Origin of the sequence: Streptomyces phaeofaciens (genome assembly GCF_014648915.1) — a bacterium.
Taxonomy (GTDB): domain Bacteria; phylum Actinomycetota; class Actinomycetes; order Streptomycetales; family Streptomycetaceae; genus Streptomyces; species Streptomyces phaeofaciens.
The window spans coordinates 613,657-630,186 of record NZ_BMSA01000003.1 but is presented as its reverse complement, the minus strand read 5'-3'; the positions used below and the strand labels follow the sequence as shown (position 1 = coordinate 630,186).

The following is a 16,530-nucleotide window of genomic DNA, read 5'->3' as shown; positions in this document are numbered from 1 at the left end:
AGTTGGTTACGGTTCGTACGGCATTCGGGGGACATGCGGTGAACTCGTGGGGGCGGACCGGTGTCCGGCCCGCCCCTCACGTCGTTGCTGATGGCCCGCGCCGCCTATTTGACGGCTCCGGCCATCACCCCGGACACGAACTGCCGCTGGAACGCGAAGAACACGGCCAGCGGGATCACCATCGAGATGAACGCGCCCGGCGCCAGCACGTCGATGTTGTTGCCGAACTGGCGTACCTGTGTCTGGAGGGCGACCGTGATCGGCTGGCTGTCGGCGTCGGTGAACACCAGTGCCACCAGCATGTCGTTCCACACCCACAGGAACTGGAAGATGCCCAGGCTGGCGATGGCCGGCCCGCCCAGCGGCATCACGACCCGGAAGAACAGCCGCAGTTCACCCGCCCCGTCCAGCCGGGCCGCCTCCAGCAGTTCCCGGGGGATCTCCGCGAAGAAGTTCCGCAGCAGGAACACCGCGAACGGCAGCCCGAACCCGACGTGGAACAGGATCACCCCCAGCGTGGAGCCGAACAGGCCGAGCCGGCCGAACAGTTCGGCGATCGGGATCAGCGCCACCTGCACGGGCACGACCAGCAGGCCCACCACGGCGAGGAACCACCAGTCCCGGCCCGGGAACTCCATCCACGCGAACGCGTACCCGGCGAGCGAGCCGATGACGACGACCAGGACCGTCGCCGGCACGGTGATCAGCACCGTGTTGAGGAGGGAGTCGGTGATGTCGCCGTTCTCCAGCAGCTTCCGGTAGCTGTCGACGGTGAGCTGGGAGGGCTCGCTGAACACCTTCCACCAGCCGCTCGCGTTCATGTCCTCGGGCGAGCGCAGGGAGGAGACGAGCAGACCCACGGTCGGCACCAGCCAGAACAGGCCGACGACGATCAGGAACACCCGGACCAGACCGCCGTTGACCTTGTCGGTCAGCCACGCCCTCATCGCCGCACCTCCCGCCTCAGCCGGCGCACGTTGAACCACATCACCGGGATCACCAGCAGCAGCAGGAACACCGCGATCGCGCTCGCGACGCCCGGCTGGTCCTCGGCGAAGCCCTTGCGGTACAGCTCCAGCGCCAGCACGTTCGCGTCGTCCTGCGAGGAGCCCGGCGCGATGATGAACACCAGGTCGAAGACCTTCAGCACATTGATCATCAGCGTGACGGCGACGACCGCGAGCACCGGCGCGAGCAGCGGCACCGTGACCCGGCGGAACACCTGCCACTCGTTCGCCCCGTCCACGCGCGCCGCCTCCAGCAGCTCACGCGGCATCCCGGCCAGCCCCGCCGCGATCAGCACCATCGCGAACCCGGCCCACATCCAGATGTACGAGCCGATGATCGCCGGCGTGACCAGGGACGGGCCCAGCCAGTCCAGGCCGTTGTACGGCTCCGTGAAGTTGCTCGCGGGCAGCCGGAGCCGAGCCCCGTCGGCCGAGGCCGGCAGGGTGAAGGTGCCGTCGGCCGAGGCCTTCGTCGACGCGACCACCTTGCCGTCCTCGACCGCCTCGATCCGCATCCCGGCGTACCCGAGCTCGTCGGGGTCGGGGGCGCCGAGGGTGCCGACGCCCTTGCCGCGGGTGAAGTCCTGCCAGGTGGTGCCGGTGACCTTGCCCGGCTCGGCGCGGGCCGCCACGGCCCGCTTCGCGCCGTCCGGCAGCTGGTCGGGGGCGACCCCGACCAACGGCAGCGCGACCGGGTCGCCGGCCCGGACGGTCGCGCCGGTGACGAACCCGCCGTTCTCGGCGACCAGGGGCGACTTCCGGCCCGGGTGCGCCTTCGGGAACGCCGACGACTCCGCGAACGTGTCGTGCACGCCCACCCACACCGCGTTCGCGACGCCCTTGTCCGGGTCCTGGTCGTAGACCAGCCGGAAGATGATCCCGGCGGCGAGCATCGAGATGGCCATCGGCATGAAGACGACCAGCTTGAACGCCGTGCCCCAGCGCACCCGTTCGGTCAGCACCGCGAAGATCAGACCGAGCGCGGTCGCGACCGTCGGCGCGAACACCACCCAGATCACGTTGTTCTTCAGCGCGGTGCGGATGCCGTCGTCGGTGAACAGGGCTTGGTAGTTGTCGACGCCCGCGAAGCCGTCGCCCGACTGGTCGTAGAAGCTGCGCACGACCGAGTACCCGATGGGGTAGACCACGAGCGCGCCCAGCAGCACCAGGGCGGGCAGCAGGAACAGCGCTGCCACGGTCTTGCGGGTGCCGGTCACGCTCCTGTGCCGGGGGGCCTTCGCGGCCCCCGTGGCCGACTGCATGTCCGGGTCAGTTCCCGTAGGCCGCCGCCGCGTCCGACTCCAGTTTCTTCTGGATGCCGGCCACGTCCGACGGGTTCTTCAGGAAGTCCTGGAGATCCTTCCACTCGCCCTTGCCGGGCGTGCCGCCGAACGCCTGCGGGGCCTGGTCGGACATGTCGAAGCGGAAGTCGTCACCGGCCGCGATCAGCGCCTTTGCGATCGTGCGCTGGACGTCGTTCGGATACACGGAGACGTCGACGTTCTTGTTGGGCGAGAGATAGCCGCCCAGCTTCGCCTGGATCTCCGCCGCGTCCGGCGAGGCCAGGAAGGTCGCCAGCGCCTGCGCGCCCTCGGAGTCCTTCAGCACGACCGCCGCGTCCCCGCCGGAGACCACCGGCGCGGTGTCGCCGACCTTCGGGAACGGGAACACCTTCGCGTCCGTGCCGATCTTCGCGTCCGTCTGCGCGATGTTGACCTGCACGAAGTCGCCCTCGTAGACCATCGCCGCCTTGGGCTGGTCGCCGCCGGTGAAGGTCTGGGTGACCGAGTTCGGGAACTGCGTCTGGAGCGCGCCGTCGGCGCCGCCCGCCACGTAGTCCTTCTTGCCCCAGATCTCGGCGAGCGTGGTCAGGGCCTCCTTGACCGTCGGATCCGTCCACTTGATCTCGTGCTTCGCCAACTGGTCGTACTTCTCGGGGCCCGCCTGGGAGAGGTACACGTTCTCGAACCAGTCGGTCAGCGGCCAGCCGTCCGCGCCCGGGATCGAGAACGGGGTGACGCCCGAGTCGTAGACCGTCTGAGCGGTCGACAGCAGCTCGTCCCACGTGCCCGGTTCGCTCGCGCCCGCGTTCTCGAAGACCGTGGCGTTGTACCAGACCAGGGACTTGTTGGCGGCCTTGTAGTAGACGCCGTACTGCTCGCCGCCGACCTTGCCGATGTCCTGCCAGCCCTGGGAGTAGTTCTTGCGCAGTTCCTTCAGGGCCTCGGCGCCGAGCGGCTTGGCCCACTTCTTGTCCACGGCCTGCTTGATCGCGCCCGGCTGCGGAAGCATCGCCACGTCCGGCGGCTGACCGCCCGCGATCTTCGACCCGAGGAAGTTGATGATCGGGTCCTGCGCGGGCACGAAGGTCACCTTCGCGCCGGTGCGCTTCTCGAACTCGGCCAGCACCTTCTTGAAGTTGGCCTGTTCCGGGCCGGTCCAGACGGCGGCGACCTCCAGGGTCGTGCCGTTCAGCTCGGGGAGGGTGAGAGCACTGCCGGACTCCTTCGGCCCGGTGCTCTTGTCGCCGCCGCTCTTGTCGTCGTCGCCGCCGCACGCGGTGAGCGAGAGCGCGAGGGCTCCCGTCAGGAGCGCGGCGGCTGCTTTCACGGTCCTGCGTGTCCGGTTCGCGTTGCTCGTCCTGCGCATCACTGCCCCGTTCTTCGTCCTCGTCGAACGTCCGAGCGCTGTCCCGTGCGCTCTGGTCTACGCCGGGTCCCCGGGGTCGGCAAGTACGCGTACGGTGTCCAGCGGGCGATCGTGACCGCGTCGTGACTCCAGGCCAGGAACGTGGCGAGAGCCGCGCGCTCGGCGCGGCGGGGGGCGCCGCCGTCAGAGCAGCGACGGCACCTCGGCCGCCGCCACCTCCCGGGCCGCCCGCTCCAGCGCGCTCGCCAACAGGGCCAGATCGGTGGGGCCGTTGCCCAGCTCCCGCACCGGCCTGCGGGTGGGCGGGTCGCCCATCCGCTGCCACTCCAGCGGCACCACCGTCGGCCGCAGGGTCGCCGTACGGGGGATACGGCCCGTCACCCGGCCGCCCTGGAACGGCGTGAGGCGTCCGTCGGCGCCCTTGAGCCGGCCGCGGCCCGGCGCCGGTTCGTCCGCGCCCGAACCCGGCGGCTCCAGCGTGATGCGCACGGTGGACCGGCGAGCCGGCTCGGACTCCGCCGTCCGGCCCCCGGGTCCGGCCGCCGCCACCAGGTGCACACCGAGCCGGTCGCCCTCCCGGGCCACCGCCTCCAGCGCGCGCATCACGGACCCCGCGGCGGGCCGGCCGGGCGAGCCGAGCGCGGGGGAGACGAGCGCGTCCAGGTCGTCCACGACCACCACCAGGCGGGGCAACGGGGGCGCCGCCTCGGTCCGCTGACGGGCCGCCGCCGAGGGCCGCAGCCGGATCGTGGAGCTGGGCGGGGCGTCTATGTCGGCGGCGCCGCCCGTGCCCGACGCCGGTCCGTGCGGGCCGCGCTGCGGAACGATCCGGCCCGACACCGCGCGATGCGTGTGCCACTCGGCGAAGTCGACCCGCCCCAGCAACTCGGCCCGCCGCTTCAGCTCCGCGCTCAGCGACTGCGCGAACTCCCGCATCCGGACCGGGTCGTTGCCGGTCAGATGCGTGGTGACATGCGGGACGTCGGTACAGACCCGCAGCCCGTCGCCGTGGCCGCCGGTGCCCTGGCCGGTCGTGTCCCTGCCGTCCATCAGGACGATGCCCAGCCGGTCGGGCCGCTCGGCGGCCGCCAGCGAGGCGACGACCGCCCGCAGCAGTTCGGTGCGCCCGCTGCCGGGCGGCCCCTCGATCAGCAGATGGGGGCCCTCGGCGGTGAGGTCCACCGCGACCGGGCCGCGCGGCCCCGCGCCGAGCACCGCCCAGGCCCGCCCGCCGAGCGCCTCGGTGTCGTCGGCCGCGTCCGCCCAGCGGGCCATCAGGGAGGCGGGCGTCGCTCGCGCCAGGCCCAGCTCGTCGAGCAGCCGGGACGACTGGGGCAGCGGCGCCGACACACGCGTGGGCCGCTCACCGCCGCCGCCGTCCGGACGCAGCGGGGCGAGGGCCCGGGCGAACCGCTCGGCCCAGGCCGGGGAGACCGCGTCCACGGCGGCCAGGGTGCCCCGGCCCACGGGACCGGCCGAGCCGTCGTTCACGGGCGCGACCCGCAGCAGTCGCAGCGCGGTCGCCACATCGCCGCTGAGCAGCGCGACCGCCCCGCACGCGCGGAACGCGGGCGCCGCCGCGCAGGCCGCCTCGTACGTCGCGGCCACCGGGGCGGCGGGGGAGCCGGCGGGCGTCTCCGCCAGGTACAGCACATGGATGCCGGCCCGCGGACCGGCCACGGCCAGCCGGGCCACCGTGTCCCGCAGGTCGGCCGCGCCCGGGTCGCCGTCCACCACGAGCACGGTGCACGGACCGGGGAAGCCGTCCGCGGTGTCGTCGGGGAGGGCCCAGGAGGGCCGGTGGGCGGCGTCCGGGGCACCGTCGGCCGGCAGCTGGTCCTCCAGACGGCGGACCAGTTCGTCGGCGCGGGCCGCGGCCTGGTCGCGGTCGAAGGCGAGCAGCAGCCGGCAGTCCTGGCCGTGTCCCGGGCGCACATGGGGGAGCCAGCCCAGCCAGGACCACTCGGCGGTGCGCTCCTGCTCGGAACGCGCGCGGTCCGTGCTGATCAGGACGATCTCCAGGGCGTCCGGCGAGTGCAGCGCGGCGAGCTGCGCCAGTACCGCGCGGGCCAGCCCCGACAGCCGCGGGCGCGGTCCGGCCAGGCCCAGCGCCCCGACCTCCCGCAGATCCGCCGTCACCGGGACGGCGGGCAGCAGGCCCGAGCCGTCGGGCGCCGACCGGTCCGCCGTGCCGAGCCGCACCGTGAGCGCCTCCGGGTGACCCGGGGCGCGCTCCCACAGCCGGGGGCCCGGGCCCAGCGCGGTCAGCAGCAGGGCGGCCGGGTCGGGCCAGGTGTCCGGCGCGGGGGCCGGGGCGGCCGACGGTTCGGGCCCGGGCGCGTTCTCGTCGTGGGTCGTGTGGCCGGCCGGGCTCCCCGTGCCGCCGCGTCCGCCGGTCAGCCGGCGCGCCCAGGCGGAGAGACCGCCGCGTTTGCGCTCGCCGGGCGGTATGTGGGTACCGCCCGGGGGCGTTCCCCCGCGGCGGCCGGCGTCCGGGGCGTCGGGGTCGGCTCCGTCGTGGGGAGCGGCGGGGTGCGGGGTATCGCGTGGGGCGGGCGCGGTGTGCGGGCCGCGGACGTCGTCGTACGGCGTCGTGAAGGAGCCGGCGCCGGTGCGGCCGGCGTGGGTGTCGTGGCCGGCCGCCCCCGGGGCGCCGCGGCGCCGCGGGTCGGCCGGGTGGCCCCGCTCGCCCGTGCTCCGGTGGTTCTCGATGCGCGGCGCGCCGCCCTGGCCCGGCACCAGGGACGTCTCCGGGCCGGCGAAGGGTCCCGGCCCGGACGCGGAGCCGGAGTCGGGCCCGGCGGCGCGGCCTCCCCCACGCTCGGCCCCGCTCGCGTGGGCGGACCCCCGGCGGGCGGCCGGGGAGCCGCCGAGGTCGGCCGTGCCGTAGGCGTGGGTGGTGGGAGCGGTGGGTGCGGTGGGGGGCGTGCCGGTCCGGGGGGCCGCCGCGTGGGCCGGGGGCGAGGAGGGGGGCGTCCGCTCGGCCGGTGTCCCGCCGCACGGCACCCGGACATGGCCCTCGCCGTCCGGGGTGGTCGCCACGCGGGCTCCCGGGCCGCCGGGCGGGGCCAGCCGCAGGGCGGACTCGCCGAGGCGCAGCAGGGCGCCGGGGGCGAGGCGGACCGGGCGGGTCTGGACGCGGGTGCCGTCGAGGGTGGTGCCGTTGGTGGAGCCGAGGTCGGCGACCGTGACCCGGCCGTCGGGGGAGAGCGTCACCGCGCAGTGCAGCCGGGAGACGTCCGGGTCGTCGAGCGGGACATCGGCGTCGGCGGAGCGGCCGACGCGGACCTGGCCGCCGTGCAGCAGATGGACCCCGCCCGCGTCCGGACCCGCGACCACGTCCAGGCGGGCCGGGGCGTCGTCGACCTCCGGGTGCGGTTCGGGGTCGGCGGGGGCGCCCACGGCCAGTACGGCGCCGTCGATCAGCGGGGGCTCGCCGAGCGTGCAGCGCTGGCTGTCGAGCCGCTCCGCGCCCGCGTACAGGACGACGGGCGCGCCGCCGGTGCTCTCGCCGGAGACCGCCGCGGCCAGGGCGGGCGCCACCGCGGCCAGGGCCGTGCCGGCGGGCGCCGTGACCAGCACGTCGCAGCTCGCGGCCCGACCGCGCGCCGGAGGTCCCCCCGCGGGAGCCGAGCCGGACGTGGGGGAGAGCGGGCCCGTCGGGTCTACGACGGTCAGCCGGATCTGCATCGCCGTCAGCTGTCCCTTCTGCGCGGGCGCGGACTTCCCCCCACACCACACGAGCACATCGGCCAGTACTCCAGGCATCCTCGCACCTGTCGCGGACAACGTGCCCACCACCCGGTGACAAGTGATCTTGATTGGTCGGCTCTGCCCGCAAAAGTGCCTGACCATTGCCTCGTCGGCGATCAGTTGAGATCGGTCACGCCCGGCTTCGGCAACCAAGGGACCGGGTCGGGCGTCTTCCCAGCGAACACGCCCGAACAGACCCGAACCAGGTCGAGAAAGGGCGGGTGACCTTACGTAAGGACCATAGGAAGACGACAGCCCGGTCCGGGTACCACGGCACTAGAGTGGGTCGGAACATCGGATACACAGGCAAGCAAGCAGCAGGGAGCGCGTGACGTGCGGCCAGTCGGCAGCAAGTACCTGCTCGAGGAGCCGCTCGGACGCGGCGCCACGGGCACCGTCTGGCGAGCCCGCCAGCGCGAGACCGCGGGCGCCGAGGCGGCCGTGCCCGGCCAGCCCGGTGAGACCGTCGCGATCAAGGTCCTCAAGGAGGAGCTCGCGAGCGACCCGGACATCGTGATGCGTTTCCTGCGGGAGCGCTCGGTGCTGCTGCGCCTGACCCATCCGAACATCGTCCGGGTCCGCGACCTGGTCGTCGAGGGCGATCTGCTGGCGCTGGTCATGGACCTCGTCGAGGGTCCCGACCTGCACCGCTATCTGCGTGAGAACGGCCCGCTGACGCCCGTCGCCGCCTCCCTGCTCACCGCGCAGGTCGCCGACGCGCTCGCCGCCAGCCACGCCGACGGCGTGGTGCACCGCGACCTGAAGCCGGCCAACGTCCTGCTGATGCAGAACGGCGGCCAGATGCACCCGATGCTCACCGACTTCGGCATCGCCCGGCTGGCCGACTCCCCGGGGCTGACCCGCACCAGCGAGTTCGTCGGCACGCCCGCGTACGTCGCCCCGGAGTCCGCCGAGGGCCGCCCGCAGACCTCCGCCGTCGACATCTACGGCGCCGGCATCATGCTGTACGAGCTGGTCACCGGCCGTCCCCCGTTCGGCGGCGGCTCCGCCCTCGAAGTGCTGCACCAGCACCTGAGCGCCGAGCCGCGTCGCCCCTCCACGGTCCCCGACCCGCTGTGGACGGTCATCGAGCGCTGTCTGCGCAAGAACCCCGACGAACGGCCCAGCGCCGAGAACCTCGGGCGCGGCCTGCGGATCGTCGCCGAGGGCATCGGGGTGCACGCCAACTCGATGCAGATCGCCGCCGCCGACGGCGTGGCCCACCTCCTCGCCCCCGACCCGACGCCCGCGCAGGTGCCGGGCGCCCCCGCGGGCGGCTACGACCCCAACGCCGCGACCAGCGTCCTGCCGCACACCAGCGGCCCGGCCGGCGCGGCCGATGCCACCGCCGTCCTGCCGCACACCGCGGGCCCGGCGGGGGCCGGCGACCCGACGGCCGTCCTGCCGCCGGTGCCGCCGCACCAGCCCGGACAGCAGGGCGGGCCGCCGCCCGAGCAGCCGCACCCCTGGCAGTCCCAGATGCAGGGCGCCCGCGCCCGCAACGAGCAGACGCAGGTCCAGCAGTACCTCGACCCCGGCGAGGACCCGCTGCGCCGCCGCCCGCAGCGGCAGGTCTCCCGGCCGCAGCAGCAGCCGCCGCAGCGCCCGCAGCCGCAGCAGCAGGGCGGGTACGGGTACCAGCCGCAGCCCCAGCACCAGCAGCAGTACGCGCCCCCGCAGCAGCCCCAGCGGTACGGCGCGCCCCAGCCGCAGCAGCAGCAGCGCCACCAGCCGCAGCCGCAGCGGCCCGCGCCGGAGCCGCGCCAGCCCCGGGAGCCGAGGCAGCGCAGTGCCAACCCGATGAAGATCCCCGGGCTCGGCTGCCTGAAGGGGTGTCTCTTCACGATCGTCATCCTGTTCGTCGCGGGATGGATGATCTGGGAGTTCAGCCCGCTCCAGGGGTGGATCGGCACCGGCCGGAGCTGGTGGGGTCAGCTCGGGCACTGGTTCGACCAGGTCGGGGACTGGGTCGGTGAGCTGGGCGGGGGCTCGGGAGGCTCGGAGACCGGCGCCTGACCGCCGTCGCGCGCCGGACAGGACGGACGGACCGGACGCGGCAGGGCGAACCTGACCGCGAGTTTGTGCACTTGTCGACATCTGGCGGGTGATTTCCGTCTCCGCGGTGAAGGTTGGCTCGTCGGACGCGTACTTTTGTCGGCAACACGCGTCTGTAGGAGCAGTCTTGGCACGGAAGATCGGCAGCCGGTACACCGCCCACCAGATCCTGGGACGGGGCAGCGCCGGCACGGTGTGGCTGGGCGAGGGGCCGGACGGGCCCGTCGCCATCAAGCTGCTGCGCGAGGACCTCGCCTCCGACGAGGAGCTGGTGGGCCGCTTCGTGCAGGAGCGCACCGCCCTGCTCGGCCTGGAGCACCCGAACGTCGTCTCCGTACGGGACCTCGTGGTCGACGGCAACGACCTGGCGCTCGTCATGGACCTCGTCCGGGGCACCGACCTGCGCACCCGGCTGGACCGGGACCGCCGGCTCTCGCCCGAGGCCGCGGTGGCCATCGTCGCGGACGTCGCGCAGGGGCTGGCCGCCGCGCACGCGGCCGGCGTCGTCCACCGCGACGTCAAGCCGGAGAACGTCCTGCTGGACATGCAGGGCCCGCTGGGCCCCGGCGGCTCGCACCGGGCGCTGCTGACGGACTTCGGCGTCGCGAAGCTGATCGACACCCCGAAGCGGACCCGCGCTACGAAGATCATCGGCACGCCGGACTATCTGGCTCCCGAGATCGTGGAGGGCCTGCCGCCGCGCGCCTCCGTCGACATCTACGCCCTCGCGACCGTGCTGTACGAGCTGCTCGCGGGCTTCACCCCGTTCGGCGGCGGACACCCGGGCGCGGTCCTGCGGCGTCATGTCACGGAGTCCGTCGCGCCGCTGCCCGGCATCCCGGACGAGCTGTGGCAGCTGATCGTGCAGTGTCTGGCGAAGGGGCCCGCGTCCCGGCTGCGCGCCTCCGAGCTGGCGTCCCGGCTGCGCGAGCAGCTGCCGTCGCTGGCGGGGATGCCGCCGCTGGACGTGGACGAGCCGGAGACCGAGGCGGAGGCCGAGGCCGAGCGGGACGGCGGGGGCGAGCCCGGGGCGGCCACAGCGGCGCCGGCGCCCTCCGGCGACCGGGTGCGGCGGGGGTCCGTGCCGCTGGTCCCCGGGGCCAAGCCGGACTCCAACCGCGACACCCATACGTCGATGAGGGTGCCCGCGGCCGACGAGCTGGCGGGCGGGGCGCACGGGACGGCACGCGTGCCGAGGGCCGCGGGGGCACCGCGTCCCGGCTCCGCGCGCAACCGGCCGGCCACCCGCCGGCGCCGGATCACCCTGGGGGCCGCCGCGGTGGCGCTGGTGGCCGCGGTCGGCATCGGGGCGTGGGCGGCGACGTCCGGCGACGACGCGGGGGCGACGCCGCAGGACACGGAGACCTCCGCACCCGTAACTCCCTGACCTGCCGGTTTCCCTACAGGTCGGTGGAGGTTCCACCATCGGCGCTGGTCGGTTGGCGGAGCCGTTACGCTGGTGGTGTGGCAGTCGTCGATGTATCCGAAGAGCTCAAGTCCCTCTCCTCGACCATGGAGTCGATCGAGGCCGTTCTGGACCTCGACAAGCTGAGGGCAGACATCGCCGTGCTCGAGGAGCAGGCGGCCGCGCCGTCCCTGTGGGACAACCCGGACGAGGCGCAGAAGATCACCAGCAAGCTGTCCCACCTCCAGGCGGAGGTCAGGAAGGCGGAGGCGCTGCGCGGCCGGATCGACGATCTCGCCGTGCTGTTCGAGATGGCCGAGGAGGAGGACGACCCGGACACCCGTGCCGAGGCCGAGTCCGAGCTCTCCGCCGTCCGCAAGGCGCTGGACGAGATGGAGGTCCGGACGCTGCTCAGCGGGGAGTACGACTCCCGCGAGGCGCTCGTGAACATCCGCGCCGAGGCCGGCGGCGTCGACGCCGCCGACTTCGCCGAGAAGCTCCAGCGCATGTACCTGCGGTGGGCCGAGCAGCACGGCTACAAGACCGAGGTCTACGAGACGTCGTACGCCGAAGAGGCCGGCATCAAGTCGACCACCTTCGCCGTCCAGGTGCCCTACGCCTACGGCACGCTCTCCGTGGAGCAGGGCACGCACCGGCTCGTCCGTATCTCGCCCTTCGACAACCAGGGGCGCCGTCAGACCTCCTTCGCGGGTGTCGAGATCCTTCCCGTGGTGGAGACCACCGATCACATCGAGATCGACGAGTCCGAGCTGCGCGTGGACGTCTACCGCTCCTCCGGCCCCGGCGGCCAGGGCGTGAACACCACCGACTCCGCGGTGCGGCTCACCCACCTCCCCACCGGCATCGTCGTCTCCTGCCAGAACGAGCGGTCGCAGATCCAGAACAAGGCGACCGCGATGAACGTCCTCCAGGCGAAGCTGCTCGAGCGGCAGCGCCAGGAGGAGCGGGCCAAGATGGACGCGCTCAAGGACGGCGGCAGCTCCTGGGGCAACCAGATGCGCTCCTACGTCCTGCACCCGTACCAGATGGTCAAGGACCTGCGCACCGAGTTCGAGGTCGGCAACCCCGAGGCCGTGTTCAACGGCGAGTTGGACGGTTTCCTGGAGGCCGGGATTCGCTGGCGCAAGCAGCAGGAGAAGTAGGTTTGTCGACAAGGCAACCGCCCCTGATTCGGGGGCGGTTGCCTTTTGCGTGGCGCCCGAAATCGTGAATGTCTGGGTTTTGCATCACACTCACAGCTCCAACACCGCGCAAAGCGCCTCGACTTGGACATTGCGTGCGCAACGACCTTGACGATGCTTTGAAAAATGGGGAAGGTGCAGAGTGGCATGCGTATCTCTGGGGCGCATGTGAACCGGGGGGCTTCAGCTACACGCCGGCTACCTCCGTCGATCACCGCCCCGGGCGCGGCCTCTTCGACAAACAGCTACTGGGGGTAGCAATCATATGACCAAGAAGACGCGCGTCCGGGTCGCGCGCATTGCCGCGGGCGCGATCATCGCCGCGGGTGCCTCGCTGACGGTGGCGGGTGTGGCTTCGGCCGACACGAACGAGGGTGGCCTGAGCGGGCTCGTCGAGACGCTCGACGGCGACACCACCGCCGACGACCCGATCTGCGACATCGCCGCCGACCCGACCTGCGACGACGGCGCCGGCGACAACGGTGGCACGGGCGACAACGGCGGTACCGGGGACAACGGCGGTACGGGCGACAACGGCGGTACCGGGGACAACGGTGGCACCGGCGACAACGGTGGTACCGGGGACAACGGCGGTACCGGCGACAACGGTGGCACCGGCGACAACGGTGGCACCGGGGACAACGGCGGTACGGGCGACAACGGTGGCACCGGGGACAACGGCGGTACCGGGGACAACGGCGGTACCGGCGACAACGGCGGTACGGGCGACAACGGTGGCACCGGGGACAACGGCGGTACCGGCGACAACGGCGGTTCCGGCGACGGCGGTTCGGACACCACCGGCGGTTCCGGTACCGACACCGACGGCACCTCCACCCAGGAAGAGGGCAGCTCCGCGCTGACCGACACCTCGGACGCCTCCGACACCACCGCCCAGGGCGGCGGCGGGGAGCTGGCCGAGACCGGTGCCGGTCAGACCGCCTTCCTGATCATCGGTGCCGCCACGATGATCGCGGGCGGCGTCGCCTTCCGCGTTCTGCCGCGCCTCGTCGAAGGCCGTGGCGCAGCCGCTGCCTGACGGTAGCCGCACGCGTACCTGACGTACACGCGAAGGGGCCCGGAGCCGTCAGGCTCCGGGCCCCTTCGGCGTCGTACGCCTAGGCGGTCTGGTGGGCCAGCAGCGCCACCGCCGCCACCAGGACGGCCAGCAGCGCGATCAGCGCCATCGGGTTCAGGCCCCCCAGGAAGTTCTCCTGCTGGAGCCGCTGGCGGTTCGCACGGCACACAGGGCACCGGCCCTCGTTCACGGGGGCCGCGCAGTTAGCGCACACCAGCCGGTCGTACGTCATGCGCTCGCCCTCCTTGCACCGGTTCCACAGAGACACAACGCTCTCGGGAACGCGAACGTTCCCCTACCACTGTGCCAGGTTCCCGGGGAGGGCGCGCGGCCCGCCGGAGAGCGGCGGGCGGACAAAGTCCCGTACAAAAACGCACAACCCTCCCGCAACCTCTCCCGGCGACTGCGCCGGGACACCGGGTTCGCGTATGGTCACGCTCATCTACCCCCGGCGACCCGTGGTGCATCCGTGATCCGATTCGACAACGTCTCCAAGGTCTACCCCAAGCAGACCCGCCCCGCACTCAGGGATGTCTCCCTCGAGGTGGAGAAGGGCGAGTTCGTGTTCCTCGTGGGGTCCTCCGGCTCCGGAAAGTCCACCTTCCTGCGGCTGGTCCTCCGCGAGGAGCGGACCAGCCACGGCCAGGTGCACGTCCTGGGCAAGGACCTCGCGCGCCTCTCCAACTGGAAGGTGCCGCAGATGCGCCGCCAGCTGGGGACGGTCTTCCAGGACTTCCGGCTCCTGCCGAACAAGACGGTGGCGGAGAACGTCGCCTTCGCGCAGGAGGTCATCGGCAAGTCACGTGGCGAGATCCGCAAGTCCGTGCCGCAGGTGCTCGACCTCGTCGGGCTCGGCGGCAAGGAGGACCGGATGCCGGGCGAGCTGTCCGGCGGCGAGCAGCAGCGGGTGGCCATCGCGCGGGCCTTCGTGAACCGGCCCAAGCTGCTGATCGCCGACGAGCCCACCGGCAACCTCGACCCGCAGACCTCCGTCGGCATCATGAAGCTGCTCGACCGGATCAACCGGACGGGCACGACGGTGCTCATGGCGACCCACGACCAGAACATCGTGGACCAGATGCGCAAGCGCGTCATCGAGCTGGAGCAGGGCCGTCTCGTCCGCGACCAGGCACGCGGCGTCTACGGCTACCAGCACTGACCGCGACCGTCCACGGAAAGGCCTCAAGAACACGCCATGCGTGCCCAGTTCGTACTCTCCGAGATCGGTGTCGGTCTCCGTCGCAATCTGACGATGACCTTCGCCGTCATCGTCTCCGTCGCCCTGTCCCTGGCGCTCTTCGGCGGCTCGCTGCTGATGAGCGACCAGGTCAACACCATGAAGGGCTACTGGTACGACAAGGTCAACGTCTCGGTCTTCCTCTGCAACAAGAGCGACGCCGAGTCCGACCCCAACTGCGCCAAGGGCGCGGTCACCGAGGACCAGAAGAAGCAGATCAAGTCCGACCTCGGCAAGATGTCCGTGGTCGACTCGGTGTCGTACGAGTCGCAGGACGACGCGTACAAGCACTACAAGGAGCAGTTCGGCGACTCCCCGCTGGCGGCCTCGCTCACGCCGGACCAGATGCAGGAGTCGTACCGGATCAAGCTGAAGGACCCGGAGAAGTACCAGGTCATCGCGACCGCCTTCGACGGGCGGGACGGCGTGCAGTCGGTGCAGGACCAGAAGGGCATCCTGGACAACCTGTTCGGGCTGCTCAACGGCATGAACTGGGCCGCGCGGGCGGTGATGGCGCTGATGCTCGTGGTCGCGCTGATGCTGATCGTCAACACGGTGCGGGTCTCGGCCTTCAGCCGACGGCGTGAGACCGGGATCATGCGGCTGGTCGGCGCCTCCGGGTTCTACATCCAGGCGCCGTTCATCGCCGAGGCCGCCGTGGCCGGGCTGATCGGCGGCACGGTCGCCTGCGGGTTCCTGGTGGTCGCCCGGTACTTCATCATCGATCACGGCCTGGCCCTGTCCGAGAAGCTGAACCTGATCAACTTCATCGGCTGGGACGCCGTCCTGACGAAGCTTCCGCTCATCCTCGCCACCAGTCTGCTGATGCCCGCCTTGGCCGCTTTCTTCGCGTTGCGCAAGTACCTGAAGGTGTGACGCACGCCCCGAGGGTCGTACGGTCAAGCGACCGTACGGCCCTTCGCGTTCCCCTAGACTCACCGCCATGTCAGGCCGTGACCTGTTCTGTCAGCCCCGCCGCTTCGGCCGCGGGGCCGCCCTGACATTCGTGTTCGCGAGCGTGCTCGTGGCCGGTGCGGCCACCGGCTCGCTGCCCGGCGGCATCCGCCCGTCGGGCTCCGGCGAGACCCGCGGGGCCGCCCCCGCCGGCCACTCCGAGGACGTCACCCGGGCCGCCGAGGAGGCCGCCGCCGACGGCAAATCGCCCCTGGAGGCCGCCGAGCGCGCCGTCAGCCGCAGCGGGGACCGCTGGGCGGCCGTCTACTCCCAGGGCGAGTACGAGGAGTTCGAGGACTCCCTGGACGGCCGCTACACCGGCGTCGGCCTGGTCGCCCGCCGTGAGCGGGACGGCCGGATCGAGGTGACCGGGGTCCGCTCCGGCTCGCCCGCGGCCACCGCCGGGATCCGCGTCGGCGACCGGCTGCGCAGCATCGACGGACACCGGGTGGACGGCAGTCCGGTCACCGACGTCGTCTCCTTACTGCGCGGTGACGCCACCGACGCGCCCGCCGGCACGAGCGTCACGCTCGGCCTGGAACGCGGCACACGCGCGTGGAGCCAGACCCTGCGCCGGGCCCGGCTGTCCACGGACTCCGTCACCGTCCGCCGGCTCGCCGACGGCGCGACCGTCATCAGGATCGCCGCGTTCACCAAGGGCGTCGGCGACGACGTCCGCACCGCCGTGCGGCGGGCCCCCGCCGGCGCCGGGATCGTCCTGGACCTGCGCGGCAACTCCGGCGGCCTGGTCGCCGAGGCCACGGACACCGCCTCCGCCTTCCTCGACGGCGGCCTCGTCGCCACCTACGACGTCGAGGGCACCCAGCGCGCCCTGCACGCCGAACCCGGCGGCGACACCGCGAGACCCCTGGTCGCACTCGTCGACGGCGGCACGATGAGCGCGGCCGAGCTGCTCACCGGAGCCCTCCAGGACCGCGGCCGCGCGGTCGTCGTGGGCTCCCGCACCTTCGGCAAGGGCTCGGTGCAGATGCCGAGCCGGCTGCCGGACGGCTCGGTCGCCGAGCTGACCGTCGGCCACTACCGCACCCCCTCCGGCCGTACCGTCGACGGCACGGGCATCACCCCGGACCTGGACGCCACCGACGGTGTGCTGGAGCGGGCCGAGACCGTGCTGAGCGGTCTCGGGGACCCGTCCTGAGCCCCGTCCCGCCCCTCGCCCGGCTCCTGGC

At 72.7% G+C, this 16,530-nt stretch carries 12 protein-coding genes; 7 read left to right on the top strand and 5 right to left on the bottom strand.

Features of this window, described 5'->3' with window-relative positions:
• Positions 1 to 104: 104 nt before the first annotated feature.
• From IE275_RS09690 to IE275_RS09675, 4 genes are all read right to left on the bottom strand, one after another.
• A complete protein-coding gene (locus tag IE275_RS09690) occupies positions 105 to 947 on the bottom strand; it encodes a carbohydrate ABC transporter permease (RefSeq protein WP_189709759.1) in 843 nt (280 codons plus the stop codon).
• Positions 944 to 2,269 carry a carbohydrate ABC transporter permease gene (locus tag IE275_RS09685; RefSeq protein WP_189709757.1) on the bottom strand — a complete coding sequence of 442 codons (1,326 nt, stop codon included), beginning with the start codon at positions 2,267 to 2,269 and terminating at the stop codon, positions 944 to 946. The genes IE275_RS09690 and IE275_RS09685 overlap by 4 nt, the downstream gene beginning before the upstream one ends.
• A 7-nt stretch (positions 2,270 to 2,276) precedes the next feature.
• Positions 2,277 to 3,656, bottom strand: a complete 1,380-nt coding sequence (locus IE275_RS09680; RefSeq protein ID WP_189709755.1) for an ABC transporter substrate-binding protein — start codon at positions 3,654 to 3,656, stop codon at positions 2,277 to 2,279.
• 183 nt (positions 3,657 to 3,839) lie between these two features.
• Positions 3,840 to 7,346 carry an FHA domain-containing protein gene (locus tag IE275_RS09675; protein WP_189709885.1) on the bottom strand — a complete coding sequence of 1,169 codons (3,507 nt, stop codon included), beginning with the start codon at positions 7,344 to 7,346 and terminating at the stop codon, positions 3,840 to 3,842.
• Positions 7,347 to 7,742: 396 nt separating this feature from the next.
• On the opposite strand from IE275_RS09675, the gene IE275_RS09670 reads away from it, so the two are divergent.
• From IE275_RS09670 to IE275_RS09655, 4 genes are all read left to right on the top strand, one after another.
• Entirely contained in the window at positions 7,743 to 9,425 is a 1,683-nt protein-coding gene (locus IE275_RS09670) for a serine/threonine-protein kinase (RefSeq protein ID WP_189709753.1), read from the top strand.
• Between the two features lie 166 nt (positions 9,426 to 9,591).
• The gene (locus tag IE275_RS09665; RefSeq protein ID WP_189709751.1) at positions 9,592 to 10,851 is read left to right on the top strand and encodes a serine/threonine-protein kinase; all 1,260 of its coding nucleotides are present in this window, start codon (positions 9,592 to 9,594) and stop codon (positions 10,849 to 10,851) included.
• A gap of 77 nt (positions 10,852 to 10,928) precedes the next feature.
• A complete protein-coding gene (gene prfB / locus IE275_RS09660) occupies positions 10,929 to 12,032 on the top strand; it encodes a peptide chain release factor 2 (RefSeq protein ID WP_189709749.1) in 1,104 nt (367 codons plus the stop codon).
• A gap of 304 nt (positions 12,033 to 12,336) precedes the next feature.
• Complete coding sequence (locus IE275_RS09655) at positions 12,337 to 13,110, top strand: hypothetical protein (RefSeq protein WP_189709747.1); 774 nt, start codon at positions 12,337 to 12,339, stop codon at positions 13,108 to 13,110.
• Positions 13,111 to 13,189: 79 nt separating this feature from the next.
• Here the strand turns inward: IE275_RS09655 and IE275_RS09650 are convergent, their stop codons facing one another.
• Entirely contained in the window at positions 13,190 to 13,381 is a 192-nt protein-coding gene (locus tag IE275_RS09650; RefSeq protein WP_189709745.1) for a hypothetical protein, read from the bottom strand.
• 237 nt (positions 13,382 to 13,618) lie between these two features.
• Between IE275_RS09650 and ftsE the strand changes: the two genes are divergently transcribed.
• From ftsE to IE275_RS09635, 3 genes are all read left to right on the top strand, one after another.
• A complete protein-coding gene (ftsE, locus tag IE275_RS09645) occupies positions 13,619 to 14,308 on the top strand; it encodes a cell division ATP-binding protein FtsE (protein ID WP_030780423.1) in 690 nt (229 codons plus the stop codon).
• 36 nt (positions 14,309 to 14,344) lie between these two features.
• Entirely contained in the window at positions 14,345 to 15,262 is a 918-nt protein-coding gene (ftsX, locus tag IE275_RS09640) for a permease-like cell division protein FtsX (RefSeq protein WP_189709743.1), read from the top strand.
• 67 nt (positions 15,263 to 15,329) lie between these two features.
• Positions 15,330 to 16,499 (top strand): S41 family peptidase, encoded by a 1,170-nt coding sequence (locus IE275_RS09635; protein WP_189709741.1) that lies wholly within the window; start codon positions 15,330 to 15,332, stop codon positions 16,497 to 16,499.
• Positions 16,500 to 16,530: the final 31 nt, after the last annotated feature.